The sequence below is a fragment of the Pseudomonas sp. WS 5410 genome, from assembly GCF_012985645.1.
Lineage (GTDB): Bacteria > Pseudomonadota > Gammaproteobacteria > Pseudomonadales > Pseudomonadaceae > Aquipseudomonas > Aquipseudomonas shahriarae.
This window is the reverse complement of record NZ_JAAQWS010000001.1, coordinates 359,928-372,609: the sequence shown is the minus strand read 5'-3', so window position 1 is coordinate 372,609 and position 12,682 is coordinate 359,928. Positions and strand designations below refer to the sequence as shown.

At 60.2% G+C, this 12,682-nt stretch carries 8 protein-coding genes; all 8 read right to left on the bottom strand.

The annotated features are described in order from the left end of the window. Positions 1–942, bottom strand: a complete 942-nt coding sequence (locus tag HBO24_RS01510) for a carbohydrate kinase (protein WP_057436644.1) — start codon at positions 940–942, stop codon at positions 1–3. 12 nt (positions 943–954) lie between these two features. Further along, positions 955–2,436: a xylulokinase gene (gene xylB / locus HBO24_RS01505; RefSeq protein ID WP_057436643.1), complete on the bottom strand. Its 1,482-nt coding sequence runs from the start codon at positions 2,434–2,436 to the stop codon at positions 955–957. 51 nt (positions 2,437–2,487) lie between these two features. Then, entirely contained in the window at positions 2,488–3,960 is a 1,473-nt protein-coding gene (locus HBO24_RS01500) for a mannitol dehydrogenase family protein (protein ID WP_170059186.1), read from the bottom strand. Between the two features lie 17 nt (positions 3,961–3,977). Next, positions 3,978–5,081 carry a sn-glycerol-3-phosphate ABC transporter ATP-binding protein UgpC gene (gene ugpC / locus HBO24_RS01495; RefSeq protein WP_170059185.1) on the bottom strand — a complete coding sequence of 368 codons (1,104 nt, stop codon included), beginning with the start codon at positions 5,079–5,081 and terminating at the stop codon, positions 3,978–3,980. 27 nt (positions 5,082–5,108) lie between these two features. Then, entirely contained in the window at positions 5,109–5,939 is an 831-nt protein-coding gene (locus HBO24_RS01490; protein ID WP_057436636.1) for a carbohydrate ABC transporter permease, read from the bottom strand. Between the two features lie 10 nt (positions 5,940–5,949). Further along, complete coding sequence (locus tag HBO24_RS01485) at positions 5,950–6,837, bottom strand: sugar ABC transporter permease (protein WP_057436634.1); 888 nt, start codon at positions 6,835–6,837, stop codon at positions 5,950–5,952. 100 nt (positions 6,838–6,937) lie between these two features. Further along, complete coding sequence (locus HBO24_RS01480) at positions 6,938–8,248, bottom strand: sugar ABC transporter substrate-binding protein (protein WP_170059184.1); 1,311 nt, start codon at positions 8,246–8,248, stop codon at positions 6,938–6,940. Between the two features lie 631 nt (positions 8,249–8,879). Continuing rightward, positions 8,880–12,635, bottom strand: coding sequence for a hypothetical protein (locus HBO24_RS01470; protein WP_170059183.1), 3,756 nt, complete (start codon positions 12,633–12,635; stop codon positions 8,880–8,882). Positions 12,636–12,682 lie beyond the last annotated feature (47 nt).

Here is a 12,682-nt window from a genome sequence, read left to right as displayed (position 1 = left end):
TTACCCGTGCAATTGATGGCGGTAGGGCAGGTCTGGCCCGGTCTTGCCGCAGGTCAGCGCCGCGGCGCTGATGGCAAACCTGAGCATTGTGTCGATCTGTTCCCTGGTCAGGCTGCGCACACCCTCCACGCAATCCAACTGCTGTTCGGTGAGCCAGGCAATCAGGGCGGCCTGGAAGGTATCGCCGGCGCCCACCGTATCAGCCATCACCACCTTGAGCGCCGGCGCCGACCAGTTGCCATGCTGGCGACTGAACACACTCGCGCCATCGCCGCCACGGGTCAGGAAAACCAGCTGGCAACGGTGCTGCAACCAGTCTTGCAGCACGCTTTCGGGGGCCTGGCCTGGGTAGAGCAGGTGCAGGTCTTCATCGCTGACCTTGATCAGGTCGGCATGCTGTACCCACTCGGCCACGCGCTGGCGCCATAGTTCGATATCCGGCTGCGGGTTCAGGCGCACATTCGGATCGAGGCTGATCAAGCGCTTGCCGCTTTCCCGGCGGACCAGGGCCAGCAGGCTGTCGGCGACCGGCTGCACCACCAGGGAAAACGAACCGAAATGCAGGCCGCGTACCCGAGCATCGAGGGCAGGCAGATGCTCAAGCTGCAACTGCCGATCGGCACAGCCTTCACCCCGGAAGCTGTATTGCGGCGAGCCATTGGCCCCCAGGGCGACCATCGCCAGGGTGGTCGGTGCGGCAAACTCCACCAGGTACTCGTCGCTGACCCCTTCATCCCTGAGCACCTGGCGCAGGCGTTGGCCCAGGTAGTCGCTGGACAACCCGGCGAACAGCCCGGCCTCGATCCCCAGGCGGCGCAAACCTACGGCCACATTGAACGGCGAGCCGCCGGCAATCGCCTTGAAATCGACTTTGGAAGCCTGCCCGCCGGCGTCCTCCTGGCTGAAAAAATCAAACAGCGCTTCGCCACACACCAGATACATAGTTACTCGCTCTTAAAGGGTTGCCACATGCTGTTGATAGCGTTCATAGGCCTGCTGGTAAGCCTTGACGCTGGCGGCCACAGGCTGAGTGCGGCTGGCCGGGTCGAGACTGACGCAGCGTGCACACAGTGCCTGCAGGCTTTCGCCGGACTGGCACCACGCGGCCTGGATCGCCGCGCCCAGGGCTGCCGCTTCGCTTTGTTCGGTACAGATCACTTCGGTGTCCATGATATCGGCGACCATCTGCCGCCACACCGGGCTTTTCGAGCCGCCACCGATCAGGCGGATACTGTGGCTTTGCAGGCCGGTCTGGCGCAACAGGTCCAGGCCCTGGCGCAAGCCGAAGGTGGTGCCTTCGACCACCGCGCGGCACAGGTTGGCACGGGTCAGGTTGGTCATGGTCAGGCCGTGCAGGCTGCCGGTTGCGTGGGGCAGGGCGGGCACGCGCTCGCCATTGAGAAACGGCAGCATGCTCACGCCCTCGGCGCCAATCGGCGCCTGGGCCACCAGGGCGTTGAATGCCACCAGGTCCAGCTCGAACAGTTCGCGGATGACCCCGGTGGCATTGGTCAGGTTCATGGTGCAGATCAGCGGCAGCCAGCCGCCGCTGGAGGAACAGAATGTCGCCACTGCAGCCTGGGCGCTGACATTCGGTTGGTCGGCAAACGCGTACACGGTGCCCGACGAACCGAGGCTCATGGTAATCACCCCAGGAGCAATATTGCCGGTGCCAATCGCCCCCATCATATTGTCCCCGCCGCCACTGGACACAATGGCACCGGGATTGATCCCCAGGCGCTCGGCGATCGCCGGCAGCACAGTGCCCAGTGCCTGATTGGCTTCGATCAGGGTTGGCAACGCCGCTTCCAGGCGCCCACTGGGGTCGATATGCCGCAGCAACGGCAAATCCCATTGCCGGGTGCGCACATTGAAATAACCGGTACCCGAGGCGTCGCCATACTCGGCGCAGGCACGGCCGGTGAGCCAATAGTTGAGGTAGTCGTGGGGCAACAGGAGATGGGCGATCCGCGCAAACACCTCCGGGTGTTGCTCCAGGGTCCATAACAGCTTGGACACGGTGTAGCCCGGTGCGATCGCTACGCCAAGCCGCTCCAGGGCGCCGCTTTCACCGCCCAGGTGTTGCAGCAGCCGGGCGTTTTCCGCGCTGGTTTCGGTGTCGCACCACAGCTTGGCCGGGCGCAACACCTGGCCCTGATCGTCGAGCAGCACCAGGCCATGTTGCTGGCCGGAAACGCCAATGCCGAGAATGTCCTGGCCGTCCACGCCGGCTTGCTGCAAGGCGCGGTGGGTGGACTCGGTCAAGGCGTCCAGCCATTCCTGGGGGTGTTGCTCGCGACGGCCGTTGGCGCCGCTGATCAGGCTGTGTGCAGCCGCGCCCAGGCCCAGCACCTTGCCGCTGGCGGCATCGAGGACGATGGCTTTGGTGCCTTGGGTGCCGCAGTCGATGCCCAGAAACAGAGATTGGCGAGTCATGGTGGTTACTCAGCAGGCAGTAGGGTGAAAACCCGATCAATGTGGGTTTCTTCAGTGGGTAAGTCGTTTCAGGGTCTCTGTGACACCGTTATCGCGCAAACTGGCAAAACACCGCTCAAACGCTGCCACAAATTCCGCCGAGTTGGGAATCGCCGTGCCAAAAATCTCTTCTACACCCAGCAACCGCTGACTGATCAATGCGTCATCCGCCACCAGCGCCCGGCAGAAATCGGCGCGGGGATCGGGGATTCGGTAGCGCACGCCGTTCTCATCCACGCCCTGCAGGTACAAGGCCCAGGCCGCCACCACCAGTGCCGCCCGCTCGGTGTCGCGGCCCTCGGCAATCAGGCGGTTGATGGTCGGTACGGTGAATTTGGGAAACTTCGACGAACCATCGGAACACACCCGCTCCAACTGATCGGCAATCGCCTGGTTGGAAAAACGCTGCACCAGGGTCTGCTTGTACTCGGTCAGTTCAATGCCCGGTACTGGCGCCAGGTGAGGGGTCACGTCCAGGTCCATGTAGGCACGCATATAGGCGACAAACAGCGGGTCGTTCATGGTCTCGTGGACAAACCGATAGCCCTTGAGAAACCCCAGGTAGGTCAGGGCCAGGTGGCTACCGTTGAGCAGGCCGATCTTCATTTCTTCATAGGGCGTGACGTCATCGGTGAACTGCACGCCCACCTGTTCCCAGGCCGGGCGGCCGTTGACGAACTTGTCTTCCAGCACCCATTGCACAAAGGGTTCGCACACCACCGGCCAGGCATCGTCGACGCCGTGTTCATCATGCAATTGCAGGCGGTGCGCGGTGCTGGTCATCGGTGTGATGCGGTCGACCATGGCGTTGGGAAAACTCACATTGGCCTGGATCCAGTCATGCAGGTCGGCGTCGCGCAACGCGGCGAAGGCCAGCAGCGCCTTGCGGGTCACGGCGCCGTTGTGCGGCAGGTTATCGCAGGACATCACCGTGAACGCCGGGATGCCTGCAGCACGGCGCTGGGTCAGGGCTGCGCAGATAAAGCCGAACACTGTGGTGGGGGTGTCGGGGTGGGCCAGGTCGTGCTGGATCTGCGGCAGATGGGCCATAAACTCGCCGTTGCTGTCGTCGATGCAGTAGCCGCCCTCGGTGATGGTCAGCGAGACGATGCGAATCTGTGGGCTGGCCAGTTTGTCGATCAGCGCCTGGGCCCCGTCTTGCGCCAGCAGCATGTCGCTGATGGCACCGATTACACGCACTTCGGTGTCGTCGGTATCGCCCAGTTCGTACAGGGTGAACAGATAGTCCTGGCCGGCCAGGTCATCCCGCGCCTTGCGGTCTTCGGCGCGCAAGCCAACGCCGCAGATGCTCCAGTCGAGGCTGACCCCGGTGTTCATCAGGGCGTCGGTGTAGTACGCCTGGTGCGCGCGATGGAAACCGCCGACGCCGATATGGGCGATGCCCTGGCGCGTATCGGCGAGGGTGTAGGCGGGCAGGCGCACTTCGGGCGCCAGTTGCGTGAGGTTTTGCTTATTGAGTTTCATCAACGGTTCTCGCGAAATCAGGCGGCGGCGCGCAGTGGGCGAGCCACGGCAACACCGTCGGTGTCGAACAGATGGCAGTGCGCCGGGTTCAGGTGCAGTTGCAGGGTCTCGCCATACTGGCTGGCCATATCGCCACGGATCCGCAGGGTCAGCGGCTCGCCATTGGCGGTGAGCACATGGCAGAAGGTGTCACTGCCCAGGCGTTCGCCAACGTCGGCGGTGACGGTCAGGGTGGTATCGCCCGGTGCCGCCAGCTCCAGGTGTTCGGGGCGAATGCCCAGGGTCACTGCGCTGCCGACGCTCAAACTGGCGCTGCTCAATGGCAGGCTGATCAGGGTCCCGGCCTCCAGCTGCACGTCGCAGCCCTGGCCGTCGACACGGGTCACCTGGCCCTTGAGAAAGCCCATTTTCGGCGTCCCCAGAAAGCCCGCGACAAACAGGTTGGCCGGCTGGTGATACAGCTCCAGCGGCGAGCCGACCTGTTCGATGCGCCCGCTATTGAGCACCACCACCTTGTCCGCCAGGGTCATGGCTTCGACCTGGTCGTGGGTCACGTAAATCATGGTGGCCTGCAGTTCTTTATGCAGGCGCGCCAGTTCCAGGCGCATTTGCACGCGCAAGGCGGCGTCGAGGTTGGACAGCGGCTCGTCGAACAGGAAGATCTTCGGGTTGCGCACAATCGCCCGGCCGATGGCCACGCGCTGGCGCTGGCCGCCGGACAGCTGCTTGGGCTTGCGCTCCAGCAGCGGCCCCAGCTCGAGGATGCGTGCCGCTTCACTGACTTTGCTATCGACGATCTGCTTGTCCACGCTGGCCAGGTCCAGGGCAAACGACATGTTCTTGCGCACGCTCATATGCGGGTACAGCGCGTAGGTCTGGAACACCATGGCCAGGTCGCGCTTGGCCGGGGTCACTTCGGTGATATCGCGGCCATCGAGCTCGATGGTGCCTTCAGTCACTTCCTCAAGGCCGGCAATCAGGCGCAGCAGGGTTGACTTGCCACAGCCCGACGGCCCGACGAACACCACGAACTCCTTGTCGTTCACTTGCAGGTCGATGCCCTTGATGATGGAGAAACCTTCGAAGCCTTTTTGCAGATTCTTGATTTTCAGGTTGGCCATGATGGGCCTCCTTTTTATAAGGGGTCGTTATTTCACTGCGCCAAAGGACAGGCCGCGCACCAGTTGCTTCTGGCTGATCCAGCCGAAGATAAGGATCGGCGCGCAGGCCAGGGTCGAGACGGCGGACAATTTGGCCCAGAACAAACCTTCGGGGCTGGAGTAGGAGGCGATCAATGCGGTCAATGGCGCGGCATTCGAGGAGGTCAGGTTCAGCGACCAGAACGCCTCGTTCCAGCACAGGATCAGCGACAGCAACACGGTGGAGGCCAGGCCGCCCTTGGCGATGGGCAGCAGCACCCGCACCATTTCCTGCCACAGGGTGGCACCGTCCAGGCGGGCGGCTTCGAGGATGTCCTTGGGGATGTCCTTGAAGTAGGTGTAAACCATCCACACCACAATCGGCAGGTTGATCAGGGTGTAGATGATGATCAGCGCGATGCGCGTATCCAGAAGGCCCATGCTCTTGGCCAGCAGGTAGATGGGCATCAGCACGCCCACCGGGGGCAGCATCTTGGTCGACAGCATCCACAGCAGCGTGCCCTTGGTGCGCTGGGTTTCGTAGAACGCCATGGAGTAGGCCGCCGGCACCGCAATCAGCAGGCACAAGGCGGTGGCGCTGAAGGAAATCACCACCGAGTTCCAGGCAAAGCTTGCGTAGTTGCTGCGCTCGTTGATGTGCAGGTAGTTCTCAAGGGTGGGCGTGAATATAAATTGCGGCGGCGTGGCAAAGGCGTCGATTTCGGTCTTGAAACTGGTGAGCACCATCCAGAAGATCGGGAAGAAAATCACGATCGCGATGGCCCAGGCCAGGGTGCCGAGCAACAGGCTTTGCAGGCGGCGGGATTGTTGAAGTGTCATGGCGCGGCCCTCAAGGCTTGTCAGTCAGGTTTTTGCCGAGCATCCGCACCAGGATGATCGCCGCGATATTGGCAATGACCACGGCAATCAAGCCGCCGGCCGAGGCCATGCCCACATCGAACTGCACCAGCGCCTGGTTGTAGATCAGGTAGGCGAGGTTGGTCGAGGCGTAGCCAGGGCCGCCGTTGGTGGTGGTGAAGATTTCGGCAAACACCGAGAGCAGGAAGATGGTTTCGATCATCACCACCACGGCGATGGGCCGGGCCAGGTGCGGCAGGGTCAGGTGCCAGAAGATCGCAATCGGGCCGGCACCGTCCAGGCGTGCCGCTTCTTTCTGTTCCTGGTCCAGGGACTGCATGGCAGTCATCAGAATCAGGATGGCGAAGGGCAGCCATTGCCAGGACACGATGATGATGATCGAGAGCAGCGGGTAGTGCGCCAGCCAGTCCACCGGCTGCGCGCCAAACAGCTTCCACAGCGCCGCCAGCACGCCGGACACCGGGTGGAAAATCAGGTTCTTCCAGATCAGCGCACCGACGGTGGGCATGATGAAGAACGGCGAGATCAGCAGCACCCGCACCAGCCCGCGGCCGAAAAACTCACTGGCCTCCAGTAAGGCACTGATCAACACCCCCAGCACCACGCTGATCAGCAGCACGCTGCCCACCAGCAACAAGGTATTGGTGGCGCCGGGCAGAAAGCCCGAGTCGGTGATGAAGTAAGTGAAGTTCTCCAGGCCCACGAATTGGTTTTCGCCGGGGTAGAGCAGGTTGTAGCGGATCAGCGAAAAGTACAGGGTCATGCCCAGCGGCACGATCATCCACAGCAGCAACAGGGCCACCGAGGGGCTGACCAGGAACCAGCCGGGGTTGCGCAGGCGGCTTTTAGACGTATTCATGACAATCAGAACCCATTGGAGGCAAACAGAATCGGCCTTGGAATGCGGTCAATGTAGGCGCTGGCTTGCCAGCTCCCACATTGAGGGTGGTGAGCCTGGGCTATTTGGGGTAGCCGGCGCGCTTCATTTCCCGCTCGGTGGTGGTTTGCGCCGCCGCCAGGGCCTGGTCCACGCTCTGCTGGCCGGTCAGGGCGCCGGAGAAGAACTTGCCCACCTGGGTACCAATGGCCTGGAACTCGGGAATGGTCACCAACTGGATACCTATGTAGGGCACGGGCTTGACGGTCGGTTTGGTCGGGTCCGCGACTTTCAACGACTCCAGCGTCACCTTGGCAAAGGGGGCGGCCTGCATGTATTGCTCGCTGTAGGTCGAGGCGCGGGTGCCTGGCGGCACATTGGCGATGCCATCGGTCTTGGCCACCAGCGCGCCGTACTCCTTGGACGTCGCCCAGGCACTGAAGACCTTGGCGGCGTCCTTGGCCTTGGAGCTGGCCGGGATCGCCAGGGACCAGGAATACAGCCACGAGGTGCCTTTGTCGGTGACCTGCTGCGGGGCAAAGGTGAAGCCCACGTGGTCGGCGACTTTGCTCTGGGTCTTGTCGGTGACAAACGAGCCGGCGACGCTGGCATCCACCCAGATCGCGCATTTGCCGCTGTTGAACAGCGCCAGGTTTTCATTGAAGCCGTTACTCGAGGCGCCGGGTGGGCCGGACTTCTTCATGTTGTCGACATAGAAGTTCAGCGCGTCCTTCCACTCAGGACCATTGAATTCGGGTTGCCACTTCTCATCGAACCAACGCGCGCCATAGCCATTGGCCAGGGTGGTGATCAGGGCCATGTTCTCACCCCAGCCGGCCTTGCCGCGCAGGCACAGGCCGTACTGCTCCTTGCTCTTGTCGGTGAGCTTTTGCGCAAACTCGCCAATCTGCACCCAGGTCGGATGCGCTGGCATGTTCAGCCCGGCAGCCTTGAACAGGTCAGTGCGGTAGTAGGTGATGGAGCTTTCGGCATAGAACGGCAGGGCGTACAGCGAGCCCTTGACCGAAAGGCCGTCGCGCACCGAAGGGAACACGTCGTCCAGGTCGTAGGAGGCCGGCAGATCCTTCATCGGCTCCAGCCAGCCCTTGGCGCCCCAGAGTGCGGCTTCGTACATGCCGATGGTCAGCACATCGAACTGCCCGCCCTGGGTCGCAATGTCAGTCGTCAGGCGTTGGCGCAGCACATTCTCTTCGAGCACCACCCAGTTCAACGTGATGTCCGGATGCTCGGCCTCGAAGGTTTTCGAGAGCTTTTGCATGCGGATCATGTCGCTGTTGTTGACGGTGGCAATGGTCAGGGTTTGCGCGCCAAGGCTGACGGCGCTGAGGGTCATGCAGGTACAGGCAAGCAGAGCTTTTGCTGAGAAATTCATCGCGCACTCCATTTCTGCGCCCAGGGGCTGCAGAAGGACAGTTTTTGTTGTTGTGTCTTCCCAGGCGGCAGGAAGAGTGTGCGTCGATTACAGCCTTCTGCAGGCGCGGTGACAAATCCTTGGGAGCACTTGAAGTGATACTTTTTTGCACTGGGCTGCAAAGCGTTCAATATCTAGCAGGGGAGCGGCGACCTGTTATTTCTGACAGTAGACGGGAAAGAACAGGAGAGGGTTAATAGTTTGGTAAACCTAACCAGGAGATGTTTATGAACTGCTCTCGCGTCAATCCCCAAGGCCACACCCTCTATAAAATCGCATTGGGCTTACTTATGGCGGTTTTTATCGGGGGCTGTAAAACACCACCTCCGGAACCACGCGAACCTCCTTGTACTCAGGCGGGGTATTTTAAAAGTACTGACAGAGTCGGGGGGTTCTACCGATGTGTGTATGACAAAGAGATCCAGCGTTGGATTCAGTATCCTTTTACATGTCCCGTCGGGCTGGAGTTTGACGAGCGTGTGACCGCATGTGTGAGGCCCTGATATTTTCGGAAAGCACTGTCTGTTGGGTGAGCCAACGCATAAAAACCAGGGGATAAGTGCTTTGCACCTATCCCCTGGTTTGCGGTAGCTCAACCCGGAAAGTGTCGCTGTTGGATCCAGACGTCATCTATATCGTAGACCCCGCCAGTTGTCGGATTCATAACCGCGATTGAGGCTTGAAAATTACCGCCTTTCCAATAACCCATGTACTCATCGACATAGTTCCATGTATTAAGGTTTGTTACGGTAATGTTGCGCGTCAAATTAGCCAGGTGAATATACATGCTGGTTGGCCCGCCAATGCTTGCAAACTTGTTGACCCTGTATTTGAACCTGACTCGATAATACCCATAGTCGACCGGGGTATATATTTTGTAGATTCTGACACCATCCCCTGTCATGGGTCCGTGCCGCAGGTAATAGTTGCCGTCCGCCTCGCGCTGGATGCTTTTCTGTTCGGGGTACTGGCTGATCCAGCCATTCATGAACCCACCGGTAAAGGGCGTTTTGTCTGAGATCAGCAGGCTCAATATGGAATACGTAACCACGGGAAACTCAAGTGCTTGCCACTCATCAGTACTGTGATTGAGGGCCACTTTGAACTGCATTGTCAGTCGAGTGCCGTTCCCCAGGTCTCTCAGGTAGGTATTGAGTACCGTCAGCAATTGATACCCTTGATTCAACCACCCATCACTCACCCGTGCACCCTGGGTACCATCCAGCAGGGTCAAGTTGTGTGCCGTGCCGTCGGGTTTGTTACCGATCAGGCGCAGCCATACGGGCTGGTTCCTGGCAATGAACGGCCAAGTCCCCAACCTTGCTGTTGCATCACCGATCAACTCGTCCACATTGAGTACGCCGTTAGCTGCTTCATCAATACGGATCACGGTTTTGTTCAGTTCGGCCGCAGGAATAGCCTTCAGCGTAACGGTCAACACTGCAGACGAACGGAGTTCGCCATTGCGCCAGACCGTATATTTCAAGGTGAAGGTGGTGTCATGGTTGCCAATATTGGCTGCAATCAGCGCCGCCGGCAGGTCGAAGGTGACCGTTCCATCCGTTTCTCCGTCTTTTGGTCCGATCAGCCCTGAGCCTGCTCCCGGCGCGCCGACCACCTCCAGGGTGAGTCTGTCGGAGGTATACATCGGGCTATACGTCGCGTTTACCTTGGCCCCGTACTGTGCGACGAGTGGCAACAGGGTCACCGAGCTGCCAGAGCCGGTAGCCCCCACCAATTCGGGTAGCGGAAACTGCGCCGGGACGGCCTGGACGGTATACCTGCGTTCCGGGAACCACAGGGCATTGGACTTGTTGTTGGTTTGGTCGAACGTCGCGCCAAAACGCATGAGAAATTGCGAGCCATCCTTGAGCTGGCGCAGTTCAAGTACCGGTGCCGGTGACTGAATACCATTCTGTTCGCCGGTATAGGTCACCAGATCGCCGTCGAACAGCACAGCGTAGAACGGTGTGTCATTGGCATACGTGCCACTGAGTTCAAACCACATCCGTTGATAGCGACTGATAAAGCTCCAGCGTTCGACCATGGCGCGTTCAGTACCGATCAACCGGCTGATGTCCAGCACGCTGGTGGTATGGCCTTCGAGGTAGGGCAGGGGCAGCACAGGCGCCAGCAGGTACAGGCTCAGCACCGGCGAAGGTTTTTGATGAACACCTAACAAGACGAAGTACTGCACCTCGATGTAGCGCCCGTAGCCATTGAGGTTGGCCCCAATCACCTCTGGGGGCACCTCAAAGTGCACGGTCTTGGAGGTATTGCCATCCTTCGTTTCACAATGGGTCCCAATCTCCGGGATACCGGTCCAACACGCGAGCACCCGATGGCTGGACAGCATCTGCGGGTAGGTGACGGCAATGGTCGCCCCGTGCAGCGCGGCCTCGGGCACCAGTTGGTCGGGATAGCGCTGGGCTTGCAACACTTCCGGCCGCAACAGGTCCAGGGCTTCACCGACGGTGACGGTCAACACTTCCGAGTAGCGCGTGGCACCGCCACTGGCAGGCACCAGCGAATAGCTGAAGCGAATTTCGCCATTCCTGCTGGCAACGATCAGCGCCTCATCCAGGTTGAACAACACGGGTTTGCCCGCCGTTGCGGAGTTGAGGGAAATCTCGTCACTGGCCGAACCGCTGCTGGTAGCCCCCAGCAAGGTCCACTTGAACACATCGCCTGGGATCGTTCGTGTGTACGGCAGGGTCGCCTGGACCAGGCCGCCTTTTATGCGCGCCGGGTCCAGATTGTTGAACTCGTCCACATATTGCATCTGCGGCGCTGGGAGATCGGCATAGCGCAGGCCAAAGGTCACTTCCAGCACCTCGGACTTGCGTATGGCCTGGATGGCGGGGTTCATGACCTGTGTCGTGCCGTTATCGACGAGGTAGAACACCCGGACGGGGCCAAGCCCGACGAAACGTTCGAATTTTTCCTGGAGGACAATCCGATACCGCTCTGGCGGCGGCTCGGCGCCTGCCAATAAGGTCTCTTCATAAAACACCAGGCCGCCTCCTGACCGCACCGCCTCCATACGCAGTGTCACGTTGTAGTTGCGGTCGTAAGGGGTGTAGCGCGGAAAGATGACTTTGATATAGGGATGTTCAGGGTCAATGTTGCCGCCTTCGTTCTGCTCGATGGTCATCGCCGGCATCGTGCTTTTCGTACCATGAACCGTAATGTTCCGGCGCTGGGAGCGGGCGAGGAACACGCCACCGGCTGTTGTCAGGGTGTATTCGAACTGCATGTGCCCATTGAGCACTGCTTCGAGGTCTTTCAGGTCTATCGGGACGGTGGACGACAGCTCGATTCGCGCTGGAAACGGCGCCAGGGTCCTCTCAAAGGACGCGCCCGCAGCATCGGCCCCGCTCAACGTCACGACAATCAAGGCCCCGGCCGGTGTCAGCGTGCCATCAGGCAGCCTTCTGGGCACCACCATTTCCAAGAAGAAGCCTGAACTATGGATATCGAGATTGACGTCAATGACGGAGTACCCGCCTACCACGAAGTGCGCTGCCGGGAGCAGTTTACGATCCAGATTGCTCACCACCGTGACGGCCTGCGACCACTGCTGCAGCTCACCGGAATAGTTGAACACCTTGTCATACAGCCGGAAGCGAATAATGACCTCGCCACTGCCGCCCAAATAGATGGTTGACTCAGGGATCACCACGGTAATGGGCTTGATGCCGGCGACATGCTCGTCATCAATCCGCAGCTTCGTCGGATGGCCGTTCCAATGCACTTCGGCAGTGTCACCTACCGTGATATTGGGGTAGGGGTCGATTGTCAGTTCCACGTTCTCCTTGGCGCGTTCGGGGTCAAGATCATTGCCCACCAGGTCGGGCGGCAGGTGTATCACCAGCTCGGTGTGATAGGACAATGCAGGATCTTTACTGACCCCGCCCGGGCGAGTGGTCTTGACATACCAGGTCTCACGAGGGGAAGTACTGGGGATGTCAGTACCTCTGCGAGTGACCTCGACAAAACAGGGATAGATAAAGTTTTCCGGAATAAGCTCCGGAAAGATGACCAACTGCAAAAGATGTTTGTCCAGATCCTCATCCCTAACCTGATCCGAGGCGATGGCAAAGTGATCGCTGCCCATATAGAACTTGTAGGAGTCACCTACCTCGAGTTTGGTCCAGCGCTGTAAATGCAAGGTCATCCAAGGCCGGGTTGAGCTGATGCCGAGCCCACGCGCAGCTCCCGGCAGCGGGATCACCTGATCGCTGACAAAGGGTGGGGCCAACTCGTCTGCATCAGTCGGTTGCCCAGGTTCGGGGTTATGCGGCAGGCGAGGCAAAGCGGGCGGAGTAGGTGGCGCGGGCTTCTTCATCGAGGGTGCTCCTTGTGCAGGAAAACTGGACAAAGACATCACACACC

What these genes read in the sequence shown, in the direction of transcription:
- HBO24_RS01510 (WP_057436644.1), bottom strand. Translation starts at nt 942, where the DNA reads ATGTATCTGGTGTGTGGCGAAGCGCTGTTTGATTTTTTCAGCCAGGAG.
- xylB (WP_057436643.1), bottom strand. Translation starts at nt 2,436, where the DNA reads ATGACTCGCCAATCTCTGTTTCTGGGCATCGACTGCGGCACCCAAGGC.
- HBO24_RS01500 (WP_170059186.1), bottom strand. Translation starts at nt 3,960, where the DNA reads ATGAAACTCAATAAGCAAAACCTCACGCAACTGGCGCCCGAAGTGCGC.
- ugpC (WP_170059185.1), bottom strand. Translation starts at nt 5,081, where the DNA reads ATGGCCAACCTGAAAATCAAGAATCTGCAAAAAGGCTTCGAAGGTTTC.
- HBO24_RS01490 (WP_057436636.1), bottom strand. Translation starts at nt 5,939, where the DNA reads ATGACACTTCAACAATCCCGCCGCCTGCAAAGCCTGTTGCTCGGCACC.
- HBO24_RS01485 (WP_057436634.1), bottom strand. Translation starts at nt 6,837, where the DNA reads ATGAATACGTCTAAAAGCCGCCTGCGCAACCCCGGCTGGTTCCTGGTC.
- HBO24_RS01480 (WP_170059184.1), bottom strand. Translation starts at nt 8,248, where the DNA reads ATGAATTTCTCAGCAAAAGCTCTGCTTGCCTGTACCTGCATGACCCTC.
- HBO24_RS01470 (WP_170059183.1), bottom strand. Translation starts at nt 12,635, where the DNA reads ATGAAGAAGCCCGCGCCACCTACTCCGCCCGCTTTGCCTCGCCTGCCG.